Origin of the sequence: Komagataeibacter sucrofermentans DSM 15973, from assembly GCF_040581405.1 — a bacterium.
Lineage (GTDB): Bacteria > Pseudomonadota > Alphaproteobacteria > Acetobacterales > Acetobacteraceae > Komagataeibacter > Komagataeibacter sucrofermentans.
On the sequence record NZ_CP137157.1, the window covers coordinates 100911 to 118358 of the forward strand.

Consider the following 17448-nt stretch of genomic DNA (forward strand, 5'->3'; position numbering starts at 1 on the left):
TTTGAACGCCTAACCTGTTGGATGACTTTGCTTATTAGCTTCGGTCTCAGACATAAAAGTGGGATCTACACGAAAGATAAGGTACGTAACCTTGATACCATTCAAAAATGCAGGAAAATATTAGTTTCGGTATTTAATTTTAATTTTTTCTATAAAATCACACAATTTTCTATGAAGAAATGAACTTGCTGTAGGAACGAATGATAGTGTGATAAGTATAATTAATGTATAAATATTATTTAGAACCTGCGACCAAGAACTTCCAGAACTCGGAGACCGCTTTTCGATCAGGGCGAGGATAACATTACATAGAGCACTACCAACCCCACCAACTGCAAACGCTGCAGCTACGTAGACATAAAGGCGAGATTTAGCGATACGAAAACTAGCATATGCTATGAAGTCGTCCATTCCTTTCGGATGGCCGGTATCTTTCTGAGGCTGTGAATCGGCGACTTCACGCCATTGGTAGATGATCATACCGTTCGGCTTAGCTCGAACTTTTTCAGACGCAGTCAAACCTATGTCTAGGTATTCTGCCCAAATGCCATCTTCAAGATTACGTATTTTTCGAAATGTCTGATGCTGGCTGGAGAGCTGATAATCTCGACTCCGGATCAGGAAGTAGTGAACTGATAGTAATCTTAACTCCCCTTTGGCCGCACGTTGAAGTATGGTTTGAGGATAGCTACGCCGCTCGTTAAGGCGGAACTCTGTGGTTTCCAAAAAATCCTGAGACAAAGAAAAGCCGATTCCGGCTGCGGAATCGATTGTTGTAAAAAGGTTGCGCGCATCGCCACGCAAAAAGACACGAATGCGAATATATTGGGATGCCGTCGGATGTTGATCAAATGCGTCGGTGATTCGGTCACAGCAAACGGATTTTACAGCAATAACCGTTCCATTTGGGTGCCCTGGATTTGTAATATGACTGATATCTAGGTCATTTTCTACATCTACGCGGTGGATAAGTTTCTGCTTTTTAGAGACGGTAGTTACGGTGAAATATTCATCTGTTTCCGGGCCAATTATATTAACGTCGTTAAAAACAGCATTCAGGGTATCTTGATCTTTTAGCGCATTGCTTAGATCGTAAATACATTCTCTTTCAATAGATGCCGGTAAATAAAGATATAACCGTCCGAGATTTTGAACGTCGGTTAGCAGGAAACCGAGATCCAAGAAGTTAAAATTTTCGTCTAAATCACGCCATAGGTTAACATGCAGTTGGAGAGTTGGGGTCGGCGGCTCACTCGTTATGTCCGCATTCTTCTCTTCAAACCATAAGGCTAACGTTCCGTCCATCGGTACATTTTATGAGTAAACTGAAAATGACGCTACCCTGAAAGGTCATCAAAAATGGAGAATTTCCTGATTTTGATTTCTGTATGTTGTCTTGACATTATTTTCAATTTTAATTGTTCGATCTCTCGATCAGGCCGCCTTAGAGAGTGTTTTGATTCCTCGTAGTAATTACCGATTTTTCCAATTTTCTTACTCTTAAGGGGGCGGTGATCACAGCGAATAGTGGTTTTATTCCCCGCATATCATGCGGATATAGCCTTGCAGTTTGCGGTGATTAAGCGCCATATTCCCTGCAAGGAGTGCAGGGATTATGGCGCGATATATTCACCAGCGTGAAGACTGGCCCGGCTTCCAGTGGGACAAGGTGAGGTGGTCCCGTCCGTTCGGACAGTTTTGCGGGCTTGATAAGCTATACCCGGTTGTTGTTATGCCGCCCTTCTGACGGCGTTGCTGTTGGCCCTCTGGTCCGGGGTTAACCCCGGACCAGAGGGCGTCGGCACGTTATGATACGCCTCATCGGGCGTTCGTCCAGCCAGCGCCGCATGCAGACGCCTTTCGTTATAATGGGCGATCCATCTGCCAAGCCCGGCCCTCAGTTCTGATCCGGTCTCGAACGCGTGCAGGTAGACGCATTCATATTTCAGCGACCGCCACAGACGCTCGATGAACACGTTATCCAGCCATCGCCCACGCCCGTCCATACTGATGCGGATCTGACGCTCTTCCAGTATCCCGGTGAAACGGGGTGTCGTAAATTGCGACCCCTGGTCAGTATTGAAAATGTCCGGGGCGCCATAGCGCATGAGGGCATCCTGTAGCGCCTCGATACAGAACGCCACGTCCATCGTGTTCGACAGACGCCAGGACAGGACCTTGCGCGTGAACCAGTCCATGATCGCCACAAGATAGAGAAATCCCCGTTTCATGGGAATATATGTGATATCGGAACACCAGACCTGGTCAGGCCGATTGATGACCAGATCCCGTAGCAGATATGGATATTTCCGATGTTCCGGATGGGGCACGGTCGTGCGCGGCTTCTGGTAGATCGCCCGCAGGCCCATGATCGCCATGAGCCGCCGGACCCGCTTGCGGCCCACTTCATGTCCCAGGCGGCGCAGATACCATGTCATCTGCCGTGAGCCATAATACGGCGTTTCCAGGAACTGGGCGTCGATCAGCCGCATCAGCTCCAGATTGGCCTCGCTCTGTGGCACAGGTCGATAGTAGACGCCCGACCGGTTGAGTTGCAGCAGCGTGCATTGCCGGATTATCGGCAGGCGCGCTCGCTTCGGGTCAATCATCTGCCGCCTCTGATCACGCCCAACCGAGCAGAGGCATCCCGCAAAAAATCCCGTTCCACCAGCAACTGGCCGATCTTGGCGTGCAGTTTCTCTACATCAGCAGGGCTGACTGAAGGTTCCGTTACTGACTTACCAGAAAAAAGGCTTGCCATGCCTTCGATCGCCTGGCGCTTCCATTGGGCGATCATCGTCTGATGCACGCCATGTTTCGACGCCAGTTCCGCCAGCGTCAGTTCGCCACGGATCGCCTCCAGGGCAACCCGTGATTTGAACTCCGCCGCATACCGTTTCCGCGTAACCTTGCCCATAAAACCCGTCCTCGTTCAGGTCAGATGATAGCTTATCGCCCTGTCCGAAAAATGGGGACCACTTCTGATACCCCATAGATCGGCAAGGCTGAACATCTTTGACAGAACGCCCAGCGTTCGGTTGGCCTGATAGGGGATATGCCGGAAACTGCCATGGAATTCGACGACTTCAGCCCGCGAAAGGTCAGCCATCCGCCAGCTTCCGAATTTCGGCACAATGAACAGTTCCACCGAGCGCCTGTATTCCCCCCGTGTTCTGGGTTTCAGGTGGACATCGACATATTCGTCGAGAAAGCGTCTGGAGAAACTCGCGACAGTCATGGCCTTGCGGTCATCGGACCGTTTATCCGCCGGATTTTCCCCGGTATGAACCCGCGCGAGGATCCTGATGGCTTCATCACGGGCGAGATCCGCCGTCCACGGGCTTCCATGCTGGCCAATCGTGTAACGCCTCAGCCTTCCGCTAGAGCGGTAGTGAATGACGTAGACCTTGCGGCCCGATGGCCAGACCCGGACCGCAAAGGCCGGGATGCTGTCATCCCACAGGAAGTAATCTTTTGCTTCGGGCGTTGCCGCCGTGACGGTTTTCTTGTTGAGCCGGGCCATTCTCGCCTCCGCCGCAGGAAACACATAGGAAACAGATGAAAGCGCAACCGAGCGTAGTCGGTGAACGAATGACGTATCCCGACGGGGCAATTTTTCAAGGAAAAACAAAGGGTTTTCGTGGTCCGGCGCTATTCTGTCGGCACGGGCGCTGGCCAGCGTAGGCTAAAAAATCTTTCTCATAACCTGAAGGCCGCAGGTTCAAATCCTGCCCCCGCAACCAGACCAAACATCATAATGCCAAACAAAAAACCCGCCCCTCAAAGGCGGGGTTTTTGCGTTCTGAAAATAATCCTCATGCAGGGGGCGTGGTACTTCATTACTGCCTGGAAACAGACGGTATATTTCTGGACGTACTAACAGGAAAATCCAGATCAGAGGCAGCAGGCGCGACCCCTGAATGTGATAATATGAAGACCCCTTGCGCTCAGGTTCATGGGTAATCGGGTTATTACATGCAAACCATGTCTGATCCAGACTGATACTGATTTCTGTAACGCGCACTATCTGTCCGTTACTTGTATAGTGTCGGTCTGTATAGACAAGGTCGCCTGAAAACCATTAAAAGCTTCAAAAAACGCTGCATTTTTCAAAAAGGCAGTACCTAAAAACTTTTATCATTTTTATCAACCTGCATGTGCATGGGGAAACCGTGCAGGGTGGCAGCGGGCATGACAAGGGGGCGGGGCATGAAAACCGCCAGACCCGTCCCTTCCGTAAATCGAAGTCATTACCTGCGGGAAATGGGGGTTGCCCGCCACCTGCGTCTGAGGATCATGTGGCGGCATGAACACTGTCGCTCCTGCACAGGCGGCGGGTGGGCCGGTTATCCATGCCGCGCCGCCACGGCCTTCCTATATTCCGCCTTTTGGCCTGCGCACGGTCATTGGCTGCCTGGGCATGCTGCTGGCCGTGCATGTGGCGGGGTTTAACGAGCATGTGACCGAGATCGGCCTGTCCGACATCCGGGGTGCGATGCATATCGGCCACGATGAGGGCACGTGGGTCATCGCCATCTACGAGGCATTCAACATCGCCGCCATGGCCTTTACGCCATGGTTTTACATGACGTTCTCGATCTACCGCTTTTCCATTTTCATGACGGCGGCGCTCGCCCTGTTTTCCATCCCCGCGCCGTTCATGCCCGATGTGACATCGCTGTGCATCCTGCGTGCCTTTCAGGGGCTGGCAGGGGGGTGCCTGCCGCCGGTGCTCATGACCGTCATGCTCAAATACCTGCCACCCCAGATTCGCGTGTTCGGCATCGGGGGGTATGCCATGAGTGCGACTTTTGGCCCCAATCTGGGCCTGCCGCTCGAGGCCTTCTGGTTCGAGCATGTCGGCTGGCACTGGCTGTACTGGGAGATCATTCCCACCGCCGCCCTGGCCATTGCCATGATGGCCTATGGCCTGCCGCGCGACCCGATGCATTTCGAGCGGTTCGAGAAGTTCAACTGGCTTGGCATTCTCGTGGGGCTGCCAGCCATCTGCTCGCTGGTGATCGTGCTGTACCAGGGAGACCGGCTGGACTGGTTCCGCTCGCCTGTCATTACCGACCTGAGTTTCTGGGGCGGGGCGGCGTTCATCGTGTTCGTCATCAACGAGGCCTATCACCCCAGCCCGTATTTCAGGATTCAGTACTGGCGCTCGCGCAACATTCAGGCGTCGCTTTTGTCGCTGGTGGGTATTCTGGCCATCTGTTCCATCATGGGCAACATTCCCGCCACCTATCTTGAGGCCGTGCGAGGCTACCGGCCCATCCAGGCGGCTCCGGTCTCGCTGGTGGTGGCGCTACCACAACTGATCATGCTGCCGCTGATCGCGGCCATCTGCAACAACCGCCGGGTGGACTGCCGCTTCGTGCTGGCAGGCGGCATGCTGTGCCTGGCCATGGCCGCGTGGCTGGGCACGTGGCTGACGGTGGACTGGGTGCGCGACAATTTTTACCTGATCCAGATCCTGCAGGTCTTTGGCCAGCCCATGACCGTCATCCCCACGCTCATGCTGGCCACCATGGCCATGGGGCCAGCCGATGGTCCGTTCATTTCGGGCATGGTCAACATGCTCAAGGGGTTGGCCAATGCCGTGGCCTTCGCCCTGTTTGGCGCGCTGACCCGGCGGCGCGAGCAGTATCATTCCACCATGCTGCTCGACCACCACGGCACGCACCAGCTTGCCCTGCAGGGCATGGGTGACCCCATAAACGGCCAGCTTGCCACCACTTCGCCCGATAGCGCCCATGTAGCCCGCAACACGCTGCAGGTCTTCCACACTTACGTGCATGAGCAGGCGCTCGTGCTGGCGCTGAACGATATCTACTACATCCTGATCTGGGTCTGCCTTGGCTATGCGGTCATGAATCTCGTGCTGCCGCGCCGCGTCTATCCGCCGCAGGCTCCCTCACCCGATACTCCTGCCCGTTAATCCGGAATTACTGATCATGATTTACAAGAAACCACTGCTTTACGCAGGTTGCGCCGCAGCCGTGCTGGCCTTTGTGGCATGGGGGGGCGCGCGCCTGGTCAATGGCGATGGCATCAACCAGTACACCAACGATGCTTACGTGACGGCGGACTTCCCCACGGTGGCGCCCAAGGTTTCGGGCCGTATCGACCGGGTGATCGCGCAGGATAACGAGCAGGTGCATGCAGGCGAGGAACTCGCCCATATCGAGGATGACGACTACCGCGCTGCCCTTGAGGTGGCACGCGGCAACAGGCAGGCGGCGCAGGGTGATGTCGCCAATCTTGAAGCTGAAATCGCGCGTCAGGAGTCCGTCATTGCACAGGCGCGTGCCGCCGTGCTGGCCGATCAGGCGGACCTGATGTTCGCGCGCCAGAACGCCACGCGCTATCGCAACCTGTCCTCAGGGGGTGCGGGCACGATCGAGCAGAAGCAGCATTCCGAGGCGCAGGAAAAGGAAGAAGAGGCCGCCATTGCCCGCGACCAGGCCGGGGTGGATGCCGCGACAAGGCAGGTGGCGGTGCTGCAGGGTCAGCTTGAACGGGCTCGCGGCGTGCTGGTGCGCACGCAGGGCGAGGAGAAGCAGGCCGAACTCAACCTGTCCTACTGCACCATTCCGGCGCCGATGGATGGCGTGGTGGGCGAGCGTGGCGTGCGCGTGGGTAACTATGTGCATCCGGGCACGGGCATCCTGGCCGTGGTGCCCGTGCACGCAGCCTACGTGCTGGCCAATTTTCAGGAAACGCAGCTGACAAAGGTGCAGGCCGGCCAGCGCGCGACCATCTGGGTCGATACGTTTCCCGGCCACCCGCTCAAGGCGCATGTTGACTCATTGGCTCCCGCCACCGGCGTGGCGTTTGCGCCCATCCAGCCTGATAATGCGACCGGCAACTTCACCAAGGTGGTGCAGCGCATTCCGGTCAAGCTGACATTTGACCCTGACCAGCCTTTAGCTGATAAGGTGCGCGTTGGCATGTCGGTCGAAGCGAATATCGATACGTCTTCAGTACCCGAAGGCCCGCATGCCAATGATGCCCGTTATGTCTGGCAGTAAGGCCATGAAGCGCTTCCTTCTCGTGGGGCTTTCGGCACTGGCGATGGCAGGCTGCACGGTCGGCCCCAACTACCACAAGCCGCAGGTCAAGGCGCCCGCGCAGTGGCGCACGACCCAGCCACCGGCGGAAAGTCAGGTCACCATGGCCATGACCGGTCCGCAGTGGTGGACGCTGTTCAACGACCCTATCCTGACCCGGCTGGAAAACGAGGTGGCCAGCGCCAACCTTGACCTCAGGGCGGCAAGCCTGCGGCTGATGCAGAGCGTTGCCGAGCGGCGCATTGCCAGTGCCGCCCAGCTGCCGCATGCCGAGGCCAATGCCTCCTACGCGCGCGAGCGTGCCTCCACCAACGGCGTGCTGGGGCTGCTGGGCACGATGGAGCGCGAGGGTGCGGGGTCCATCGCATCGGGCACGCAGGGTTTTGGCCCCACGGCAATGCCCGGCAGTGTGGGCAACCCGTCCTTCAACCTGCCGCAATATGGCATGAATGCCTCGTGGGAGGTGGATCTGTGGGGGCATGTGCGCCGACAGGTGGAGGCCGCCACGGCGGCCATGCACGCCACCGAGGAAATGCGGCGTGATACCCTCGTCTCGCTCATGGCCGAGACCGCGCAGGACTATATCGACCTGCGGGCCACGCAGGTGCAGCTTGGCATCCTTGAACATAACATCGCGGTGGCTGAAAACAGCGTGCGGCTGACCACCCTGCGCTTTGAGCAAGGCGCCGCGACCCGGCTGGACGTGGCGGAGGCCACCGGCCAGCTTCATACCTTTACCTCCCGCCTCGCCCCGCTCAAGGCGCAGGTTACGCACCGGCTCAATGCGCTGAGCTTTCTCGTGGCGCGTGAACCCGGCGCGCTTGACGCCGCACTCGGGCCGCCGGGCATGATTCCCGTCGTGCCGTCCACCATTCCCGTGGGGCTGCCCTCCCAGCTTGCCGAGCGCAGGCCCGATATCCGCATGGCCGCCGACCGGCTGCATGCGGCAACGGCCAGCATCGGGGTTGCGATTGCCGATTTTTTCCCCCGCATCACCCTTTCGGGCAGCCTGGACGTGCAGGCCCTGCAGTTCAGCGGGCTGGGGTCATGGGCCTCGCGCCAGTATGGCTTTGGCCCCACCGCAACACTGCCCATCTTTGAAGGTGGCCGCCTGACCGGGCAACTGCACCTGCGCCGCGCCCAGCAGAAGGAGGCGGCCACCATGTTCCAGCGTACGGTGCTCAAGGCGTGGCAGGAGATTGATGATGCCATGGCCGATTTCACCGCAGCGCAGCGCCGCCGCGATGAACTGACCGAAGCCGTGCATGAGAACGAGATCGCGGTCGATACCGCCAAAGCGCAGTACGTGCAGGGATCATCCGACTTCCTCAACGTGCTGACATTGCAGAACGCGCTTCTGTCCTCACAGAGCGCGGAAGCGGATGCCACCGCCCATGTGGCGCTGTCGGTGACCAATCTCTACCGCGCGGTTGGTGGCGGGTGGGAGAGCCTTTATCCTGAAAAACAGAAGAAGACCCGCAAGCATGCCTAATTGATCAAGAACAGGAAAAGTTTTTGGGTGTCGCCTTTTTTCAAAAAGGCGACGTCTTCCGAAGCTTTTTGAAAAAAGCTTCACCAAAAACTTTTATCATTTCAGGGTATTATTGGCCCTGCCGTTTCAAACAATCTTTTAAGGGGCGCACATGATCACGATCCGGCACGCAGCCAGCCTTGGCACGGCCCATGATGGCGGGCAGGTGCTGCGCTGCCATTTCGCCTTTGCCGATTATGCTGACCCGGCGCATGGTCATGAGGGCCGCCTGCGCGCGGTCAATGCCTGCACGCTGCCTGCGGGCGCGGCCTACCGCATTGGCCCGGAAGCGGCGGTGGATATCGTGACATGGGTGGCAGACGGCACGCTCACCACAGCCATGGATGGCTTTGAACCCGATGTGCTCAGTGCAGGCGGACTGCACCTGGCCAGCACTGGCAGGGGCTGTGCGCAACTGGCATGGCGGGCGGGCGGGCAGGGGGCCAGCTGCATCCAGTTCTGGTTCCTGGCGGACACGCAGGGCATGACGCCTGCGCAGGAGATGCGCCCGGCCCTGCCGGAACTGGAGGATGGCGGCTTTCGCATCCTTGCATCGGGCTTCCCCGAAGATGACCCCGAGGAAGGCGAAAGCGTGGAAGATGGCGCGCCCGTCACCCTTGCCGCGCGCGCGCGGCTGCTGCATGCGGCCCTTCCGGCAGGGGAGGGGGCGGCTTACGGCACCGCGCCGGGGCGGGTGCTGTATTTGCTCGTGGTGTCGGGTGCCGTGCGGATTGGCATGCAGGGGGTGCGCGCGGGCGATGCCGCGGCCATCAGCGGGCAGACCGACATTACGGTCATGGCTGATGAAGCGGCCGTGCTGCTGCTCGCGGATGTCGCGGCCTGAGGCCTGTAACCCGAACAGCGTTCACGGCGTGCGGGCCAGTATGTAATGAAAGTCCACATCCGCTACATAATAATCGGTTGTGAGGCGCGGGTTGGTTGGCAGGCGTGTGGACCTGTAGGACATCATGTATGCGTTCGCATCGAGGTAATAAAAGCCGGTCGTTCTGGTCAGCCTGTGGCCTGTCACCACGCCATCGCTGTTGCGCACAACGACATGGACAGAAGCGATGCCCTGTTCTCCAAACCTGAAAGATTCTTCAGGATAATATGTGACCTTGTTAATCGCATTGGCGATTTTACGGTTGAAAGCGGGACCATAAGGCGAGGTCACGGTGACCTGTATATCAGCTTGCAGGTTGCCTGCGATGGCAGTGCGCGGAAGGCTGACCCAGCCTGACATGGCCAGGAACAACGCGGCGCCAATGGGGTGATTGAGCTTCATTCTGTCCTGTGTGGCATCTGTTTTTGCACCGCATGGTACATTTAACCTGTTTGTGGCCTGCTGTCTGCCCGGCCGGGTCTGTTGCGCCATCCTCAAAAAAGACTTCCCCGAAAACTGCCGCACAGGTCCATGCAGGTAGCAGATCGCAACACGGCTGCATGACGGTAAAGCGGTAATAATATTTACGACATTTAAAGTATTCATAAAGTGGCATTTACATAATCCGTATGACTCTATTTTTGATTTTCTTTAGGTCACGAAGGCGTTAATACCAATTTCGTGTGTTGATGTCAGGGAAGAATCAATCTTACAAACCATTTCATGTTCTGCCTTGATAAAATAAAAAGGCATGCCTTTTCCGGTGTATTATATGAAATTTACAAAGCGGGATGGATTTCTATATTTTTCCTGTCCTGTTTTTTTCATCATTCATCGCTGGCACAACAGCCTGTGGCCAATCATGACACGGCGCAGGTAACGCCTGTAGCGGTCACGCGGCCACCCCCGGCGCACAGGCCACAGGTTTCGGTCTCGACGCGGCTCAATACCATTTTCCGCACGGAGGGGCTGTCCATCCTGCTCACCAACCGCGACGACGCGCTGCGCGTGCGTGACCTCTCTGCGGGGTATTATGCGTCATCCGAGGCGCCGGGGCATCTGCTGCCCCAGATCGGCGCTTTCCGCTCCCGCCTTGAGCGCCGGGGGGTGACATTCGCCTTTACCTACAAGGGCGAGGCCATGGCCGATGTGGGCGGCGGCATATCACGTGGCATCGATTACGTGCATGAACTGACATTGCAGATGCAGTTCGATCTTGGCCGCCTGCTGGGGTTGCAGGGGTGGACGGTCCACACCCTGCTGATGGAACGCGTGGGCCGCGAGGTCTCGCATGACCGGGTGGGCGACTACAATATCAGCCTGATGGAGGTGTACAGCCTGTCCGGTCATTCGGTTGCGCACCTGACCGACATGTACGCGCAGAAATCCTTTCTGCACAATACGGTTGACCTCGCCTTCGGGCGTATGGCGCTGACCCATGTGTTCGCCACCTCGCCGCTGCTGTGCAGTTTCATGATGACGTGCTCCGCCCCGGTGGCGCTCAAGCTTGATGCGGGCTTCAGTGTCTACCCCAAGGCCACATGGGGTGGCCGCGTGCGGCTGCGCCCCACGCGCGATACGATCGTGCAGGTGGGCGCCTACAATGTCAGCCCGCTCAATGAGGACATAAGCGGCTGGGCCTGGGCGGGCGAGAAAAGCACCGGGCTCATGCTGCCGGTCGAATTTGCCTGGCAGCCGTTTTTCGGGCGGCGCAGGCTGCCCGGCCATTATGTGCTTGGCTATGCGCATGACACCACCGGCTATGCCGACAATATCGGCACGCTGCCTGCCAGCAGCACCGTGCGCCGCCATGCAGGCGAGGCGCGTGATACCTTCTACCTCGAAGCGGACCAGATGCTGTACCGCAAGGGCGGCCATAACCAGATGGCAGGTGGCTATGTGCTGGGTGGTTATATTCACAATACGCCCGATGTGTCGGTCATATCGGATGAATTCTATATCGGTTCTTCCCTGCTGGGCATCATTCCCCATCGCCCGCATGATCGTTTTGGCGTGATGTATTCCTATTACCGCATGAGCCCGCGCACCGAACTTGGCCAGGAACTGCGCCTGGCGGCAGGCCAGCCGCTAGGCGCGCATGTCAACGGCCCGCAGACCCATGCCGCCGTGTTTGAGGCCTATTATGGCGTGCCGATCTATCCCGGCCTGCTGGTGCAACCGGAATTCCAGTACATGATGCGCCCTGGCGAGACATCCCATATCCCCAATGCCGAGGTGGTGGGGCTGAAGGTCATTGGCACCCTGTAATAAAAAACAGGATTTTCTGATGCAGATGTTTTCAGAAAACCTTGTGAAATCAGGTCTTTTTTAAAAAAGCGTCATGCCCCCGCTCCGATGGCGCGTACGCGGAGGCATTACGGGCGCGCGGAAGCCGGGTGGGTCACAACGGCAGCAGGCACGGCTTTTGACGCATTGCGGTGCTGGAAATGGGTGGCAAGGCCCACCAGTCCCAGCCCGACCAGTGCAAAGCACGCCGAGAGCACCGGCAGCCCGGCATAGGACCACTGCGTTACCACCATATGGCTGCCCGCCCATGCGCCAATGGCGTTGCCGAAGTTGAAGGAACTCTGGTTCATGGCCGCCGCGATATTGGGGGCCGAATCTGTGCACGATCGTCATGCCGATGCCGCACAAAAGTATGATTGTGGCCAGTAACAATTCCCACCGCTGGCGTAAAAGCGCAGGATCATGTCAGATGGGCATATTGGCCACGGAGTGACTGATGGCAGGCAACATGGTGGCGTGATTTCAACCACTGGGTCTGACATTCCACGGCCCGCGGTTTATTCCCCCACGATCCATTCCACGCTGCCTTCAGCCTGCCCGTCACCGAGGTAGGGGCACAGGGCTGCAAGAATGGCCTGCGCCTCGTCTTCGAAGCGGAAAGGTGGGTTGGCGATCAGCAGCCCGCTACCATTGAGGCGGGTCGGGTCAAGCGGAGGGCGCAGGGTCAGCTCAACCGCCAGCAGCTTGCGCTGGCCTGCATCCTTCAGCTCATTCATGAAGGCCCGCACCGGTGCGCGGTGCTTGATGGGATACCACGCGGCCACGATCCCGGCTGAAAAGCGCTGGCGCGCCGTCATGATGGCCCGGGCCAGGCGGGCGAATTCATCCCGGTCCTCAAAGGGCGGGTCCATCAGCACCAGTCCGCGCTTTGCCTGCCGGGGCGGCAGCAGCGCGGTAATGGCCCCGTAGCCATCGCGGCCATGCACCGATACCTGTGGATTATGGCGGAACAGCCGTCGCAGGTCGTGCTGGTCCTCGGGGTGGTGTTCGCAACAGGTCAGTGAATCATCGGGGCGCAGCATGTGGGCGATGAGTTCGGGCGAGCCGGGATAGAACAGCCGCCCCTCATGCGCGCGCATGACTTCATGCACGATGTCGAGCCAGGGGCCGAGGCTGGCCTGCTGCGCAACACTCAGCGGGGCGTCGAGCAGGCGGCCGATGCCATCGCGCCACTCGCCCGTGGCCTGGGCCTGCGGGCCGGACAGGTCATACAGCCCGATACCGGCATGTGTATCGAGCACGGAAAAAGCCGAAGGCTTGCGGCACAGTGCCTTGATGAGCGCCACAAGCAGGGCGTGTTTCATGACATCGGCAAAGTTGCCGGCATGATAGCTGTGTCTGTAATTCAAGTCCGTCCTGCCAGGATGCGCTCACGGGGCCGTTTCCCGGCAAGCGTTATCGTGCTTTTGGCATGGCTGTCCATCCCGGCCGGAAGCCGTGATGGCCTAGCGCAGGAAAAAAGCCACCAGCGCCCATAGGGGCAGGGCCATCAGCAGGCTGAAAAAGATGCCACTCGCAGCGGAATACCGGCGGCGGACAGGGGCAGGCACTGGCTGGGCAACAGGTTGGGAAACCGTCCGGGTCAGAGCGATACCATCAAACGACATGCGCTTAGGGCCTTAAAAAACTGAAGGAAAGGGAAAAAGCACTCCCCAATTGTGGAGCAGGACCACAATCCTGCCTTAAAAATAACATGATCTCCTGTCAATCAATTTCACTTAAAGTACCACCATTATCGCTGCCTGACATCAGTGCAGGAAGCGGAAAAACCTGGCATTAACAGGCGTTTCCACAAAATCCATGGGGTTTGCCACCTGCCCGGCAGCAGCCGGCGCAGCCGGTTTTGTGCCGCAGGGCGCGGACCTGTGACCCGAATGCCCTGTGTTGCGCCACGATTCCTGCCCAACTGGCGGAATAATGACAGAGGACCTGCAATGTGGGCACCATCTGCCACAGGGCCGCGCGCTGCGTTTTGTCGCGGCCATTCAGGACCGGCGGGTTTTCTTCAGCTTCGTATCCGATGTATTTTGACGTAAGGGCACGGGGGTCAATACGAAAGCGCAGCATTCTTTGCCGACATCTATTTATCTTAAATGAATGGCTTACGTTTCCCTGTCGTGCGGATGGGGTTTCGCAAACGATTTCTTTTGCTGCCTGCATGTCTGCGCCCTATATTTCATCATGTCAGGAGCGGAAAGACAGTAAAACTGCTCTGACACGTAAAAGTATAAATGCATAAACATGCATTATACGAAAAGAATACTGTAAATATCCGCATATAAACAGACAGAGGCATGCCCGCATGCCCTGCTGAGAGGATCAGAACATGGTTTCCTCCAATGCACGCCTTCCGTCCGCCTGGACCATCGCCGATGCGCTGAAAGTGCGCGCCGATGACCCCACCACCACCATGCCCGTCATCGCCCAGAATTTTCCGGTCATGGATGATGCCCTGTGGCAGTGGGATACGGGTGCCCTGCGCCGCATCACGGGCGAGACGGTGACCTTCAAGGGTTGGTACGTCATGTGGTCGCTCGTAGCCGAACGCGCCCAGACAGGCGATGACGCTGCCGGCTGGCACAACCGCAATGCTTTCGCCTTTATTGGTTATTACTACAGCCGCAATGGTATTGACTGGACCTTTGGCGGTCGCCTGCTCAACACAAGCGCCGATCTGCGGCCCGATGAATGGTCGGGCAGCCTGATCATGCGCCGCGGCAGCGAGAACGTGGTCGACATGTTCTACACTTCCGTCAACACGGATGTGAACCAGAGCGTGCCGTCCGTTTCTTCCGGCACGATCCATGCCGATGACAGCGGTGTGTGGTTCGAGGGCTTTACGGCCACGACCGAGATGTTCTCGGCCGACGGGCTGCATTACGCCAATGCTTCCCAGGATCCGTATTTCGACTTCCGTGACCCGCATCCCTTCATCAACCCCGCCGATGGGCAGGTCTACTGCCTGTTTGAAGGCAACGTGCCCGGCATGCGTGGCGATTTCGTCATCACCGACCGCGAGGCGGGCCACCTGCCGCCGGGCTACACCGTGGGCGAAGGCGCGGGCTATGGCGCTGCTGCCATCGGCATTGCGCGGCTGGTTTCCTCCTATGCGCAGGGTGATTTCTCGCGCTGGGAAATGCTGCCTGCCCTGGTCACCGCCCTTGGGGTGAACGACCAGACCGAACGGCCGCATGTGGTGTTCAGTAACGGGCTGACCTACCTGTTCACCATCAGCCACCACTCCACCTATACCGGCGGGCTGGCCGGGCCGGACGGGGTGTACGGGTTCGTGTCGCGCCACGGTATTTTTGGCCCTTACACGCCGCTGAACAGCTCGGGGCTGGTGCTGGGCAATCCGTCCTCCGCACCCTACGAGACCTACAGCCACTTTGTTGACCCGCTGGGCTACGTGCAGTCCTTCATCGACACGCTGCCTGCGCCCGGCACCGACCCGCAGGCCCCCGCAACCTACCGCATCGGCGGCACGCTTGCCCCCACCGTGCGCATCGCCCTGGAGGATGATCGCACCTTCCTGACCGAGGTGCATGATTACGGGCAGATCTTCGCCTTTGACGAATGGGCTGCAAGCAACCAGCCCGACCCGCGCCCCGCCACCTGACATCAGCCAGAGGGGAGGCCGCCTGACACGGCGGCCTCCCTGCCGGAACCATCTGTCATGGATACCATGCTCACGACCCAGACCATCCTCTCCCTCCTGCCAGCCCAATATGCCGCGGATGCGGTTGTCATCTTCTCCTTCCTCATTTCAGGCTGCGCGGTGGTCGCGCGTTTCTGGCGGCCGCCCGCAGCAGGGTCGAAATGGATGGTCGTGTGGACCCTCGTTACCGCCATGGCGCAACTGCGTGGCTGGAACAGGCCTGCTGACAGGAAAGGTGATGTAACGGACAAGAAACCGTAAAGAGTTTTTGGTAAAGTCTGTTTAAAAAAAGCTTCAGAAGACTACAGCCTTTTCCAGGGAAAGGCATCATCCGTAAATTTTATCATTTTTCATCAATGCAGGGCGAAAATGATGCTGCGTAAACTTGGCTGCGGCCCCGCCCGGAGGCGTGCGCGCCAGCCCATGCTCGCAACCATGCGGGGCTTCATGACCCGGCGGGCGCCCGCACGCCTGATCCGCGACAGTATCGACCCCGCCCCCCTCATGCTGGGCAATGATGTGCTGGGCAACTGCACGGCGGCGGGCATAGGCAACCATATCCGCGCCACCGCAGCGCTTGCGGGCTATCAGGTGGTGGTGGATACGCCCGATGCCGTGCGGTTCTATGCGCTTTCCACCGGCTATGTGCCGGGCAATCCGGCCACGGATCATGGCGGAGTGGAAGTGGATGTGCTGACCACCGCCCTGCAACAGGGCTACGCGCTGGCACGCCAGACCCTGTTCCCGCTTTGGGGCACACTGGAGCCTGCGGACCTCAATGCAGTCCGTAACGTAACGGCGGGGCTGTCGGCGGCCTATCTGGGCGTGCAGCTTGCCGTGGCGGATATGTGGACCGATACCGCAGGCAATCCGCCGCCGTTATGGGATACGCCCACACCTGTCGGGCGCGGCGACCCCACCCCCGGCAGCGCGGGCGGCCACTGCCTGCTGTTGTGGGACTATACCGGCACAACCGACACCGATGTGGTGACGCTGCTGACATGGGGCACGCGGCAGAAGGCGACGTGGCGCTGGGTGCGCTCGCGCATCATGGAAGCGCATGGCCTGGCGTGGCGGCAACTGCTGCCCGCGGGCGCGCTCAACCCCACCCATCAGGACTGGGATGCGCTGGTCAGCGCCAATGAAGCCTATCTGGCGGGGGCTGATGTGGTGTGAACCAAAAACTTTTATTTGTTAAGTCATGTTTTTTAAATGCTTTCAAAAAGTATTTATAATTTATGGAAACATAAAAATCATGAAATCACTTCCAATTGCACTTCTGGCATTGGTGTGCCTGTGGGGTTGCGCGCATGACAGGCCCGTGCAGACCACCATCCCCGCTGCCATGGCCGGACTTGAAACCACGCTGGGGCAGGCGGGCATTGTGTCCGTCTCGCATCCCGCCGACTGGTCACAGCCGCAGGCCGCGCGCTTTACCGCCGCCATTCGCGCCGCCCAGTGCCGCCAGCACGTGGCAGACCCCGTTATTGGCGCGATTGTGGGGGATGTGACGCTCCAGCTATCAGGCAGTTTTACGCATGGGGGGCAGTTTACCGTGGGCGCGCTGACCACTTCACCCACTTTTGGCCTTGCGGCAGATGCAAGCCGGACGACCACCCAGCAGGTCAGCCTGCCGGTTTCCTACGCGTCGCTTTCATCCATGCCGGAGGTGGAAATGGCGCGGCAGGCGACTTATGAAACCACCCTGCTGGGCCAGAACGACGCCATACGCCACACCGAGGCCACGCGGCTGCTGGCCGGGCGCGATGCCTTGCGGCAAATCACCAACGGACTGATCCAGTCATGGCGCGCGGATGACTGTGCGCCTGCCCCGCAGCCGCTCCGGCCTTTTGCCACGCTGCGGCGATAAAAGGCAGGCTCAGGATTGCCCTGAAAGTATAGAAGGTTCTGGTGAAGCTTTTTGAAAAAAGGCGACACCCGAAAACGTTTATCTGATGGCAGAATGACCGGAACAGGTCACAGCTTTTCATGA

General features: G+C 58.5%; 15 protein-coding genes. 9 read left to right on the forward strand and 6 right to left on the reverse strand.

Translation table 11 applies throughout. The features are described 5' to 3' along the window. Nucleotides 1–120: 120 nt before the first annotated feature. The 3 genes from R5N89_RS00475 to R5N89_RS00485 form a co-directional block, all read right to left on the reverse strand. Nucleotides 121–1305: a hypothetical protein gene (locus R5N89_RS00475; protein ID WP_208624742.1), complete on the reverse strand. Its 1185-nt coding sequence runs from the start codon at nt 1303–1305 to the stop codon at nt 121–123. Nucleotides 1306–1730: 425 nt separating this feature from the next. Next, nucleotides 1731–2917 (reverse strand): IS3 family transposase gene (locus tag R5N89_RS00480; protein ID WP_110570281.1). Its coding sequence is split into 2 segments (ribosomal slippage): nt 1731–2647 and nt 2647–2917, totalling 1188 coding nucleotides; the frame shifts between segments, so codons are not numbered across the junction. A 15-nt stretch (nt 2918–2932) separates the two neighbouring features. After that, on the reverse strand, nt 2933–3631 hold the full coding sequence (locus R5N89_RS00485; RefSeq protein WP_354680688.1) for an integrase arm-type DNA-binding domain-containing protein: 699 nt from the start codon (nt 3629–3631) through the stop codon (nt 2933–2935). Between the two features lie 675 nt (nt 3632–4306). On the opposite strand from R5N89_RS00485, the gene R5N89_RS00490 reads away from it, so the two are divergent. The 4 genes from R5N89_RS00490 (at nt 4307) to R5N89_RS00505 (ending at nt 9451) form a co-directional block, all read left to right on the forward strand. Further along, on the forward strand, nt 4307–5944 hold the full coding sequence (locus R5N89_RS00490) for an MFS transporter (RefSeq protein ID WP_110567736.1): 1638 nt from the start codon (nt 4307–4309) through the stop codon (nt 5942–5944). Between the two features lie 16 nt (nt 5945–5960). Next, entirely contained in the window at nt 5961–7037 is a 1077-nt protein-coding gene (locus R5N89_RS00495; protein WP_110567738.1) for an HlyD family secretion protein, read from the forward strand. A 4-nt stretch (nt 7038–7041) separates the two neighbouring features. Further along, entirely contained in the window at nt 7042–8568 is a 1527-nt protein-coding gene (locus R5N89_RS00500; protein WP_110567740.1) for an efflux transporter outer membrane subunit, read from the forward strand. A 151-nt stretch (nt 8569–8719) separates the two neighbouring features. Beyond that, the gene (locus tag R5N89_RS00505; protein WP_110567741.1) at nt 8720–9451 is read left to right on the forward strand and encodes a hypothetical protein; all 732 of its coding nucleotides are present in this window, start codon (nt 8720–8722) and stop codon (nt 9449–9451) included. 21 nt (nt 9452–9472) lie between these two features. On the opposite strand, the gene R5N89_RS00510 is transcribed toward R5N89_RS00505, so the two are convergent. Beyond that, on the reverse strand, nt 9473–9892 hold the full coding sequence (locus R5N89_RS00510; protein WP_110567743.1) for a hypothetical protein: 420 nt from the start codon (nt 9890–9892) through the stop codon (nt 9473–9475). A gap of 450 nt (nt 9893–10342) precedes the next feature. Here R5N89_RS00510 and R5N89_RS00515 point away from each other — a divergent pair, with 450 nt between their 5' ends. Then, nucleotides 10343–11758 carry a carbohydrate porin gene (locus R5N89_RS00515; RefSeq protein ID WP_244192087.1) on the forward strand — a complete coding sequence of 472 codons (1416 nt, stop codon included), beginning with the start codon at nt 10343–10345 and terminating at the stop codon, nt 11756–11758. A 107-nt stretch (nt 11759–11865) separates the two neighbouring features. On the opposite strand, the gene R5N89_RS00520 is transcribed toward R5N89_RS00515, so the two are convergent. After that, nucleotides 11866–12087, reverse strand: coding sequence for a hypothetical protein (locus R5N89_RS00520; RefSeq protein WP_244192088.1), 222 nt, complete (start codon nt 12085–12087; stop codon nt 11866–11868). A gap of 207 nt (nt 12088–12294) precedes the next feature. After that, the gene (locus R5N89_RS00525) at nt 12295–13146 is read right to left on the reverse strand and encodes a 23S rRNA (adenine(2030)-N(6))-methyltransferase RlmJ (protein WP_244192089.1); all 852 of its coding nucleotides are present in this window, start codon (nt 13144–13146) and stop codon (nt 12295–12297) included. Between the two features lie 977 nt (nt 13147–14123). Here R5N89_RS00525 and R5N89_RS00530 point away from each other — a divergent pair. The 4 genes from R5N89_RS00530 (at nt 14124) to R5N89_RS00545 (ending at nt 17325) form a co-directional block, all read left to right on the forward strand. Continuing rightward, a complete protein-coding gene (locus R5N89_RS00530; RefSeq protein ID WP_110567746.1) occupies nt 14124–15416 on the forward strand; it encodes a glycoside hydrolase family 68 protein in 1293 nt (430 codons plus the stop codon). A 57-nt stretch (nt 15417–15473) separates the two neighbouring features. Then, nucleotides 15474–15716, forward strand: coding sequence for a hypothetical protein (locus R5N89_RS00535; RefSeq protein WP_110567748.1), 243 nt, complete (start codon nt 15474–15476; stop codon nt 15714–15716). Between the two features lie 108 nt (nt 15717–15824). Then, a complete protein-coding gene (locus R5N89_RS00540; protein WP_110567750.1) occupies nt 15825–16631 on the forward strand; it encodes a hypothetical protein in 807 nt (268 codons plus the stop codon). 79 nt (nt 16632–16710) lie between these two features. After that, nucleotides 16711–17325: a hypothetical protein gene (locus R5N89_RS00545; protein ID WP_110567752.1), complete on the forward strand. Its 615-nt coding sequence runs from the start codon at nt 16711–16713 to the stop codon at nt 17323–17325. The last annotated feature ends 123 nt before the right edge of the window (nt 17326–17448 follow it).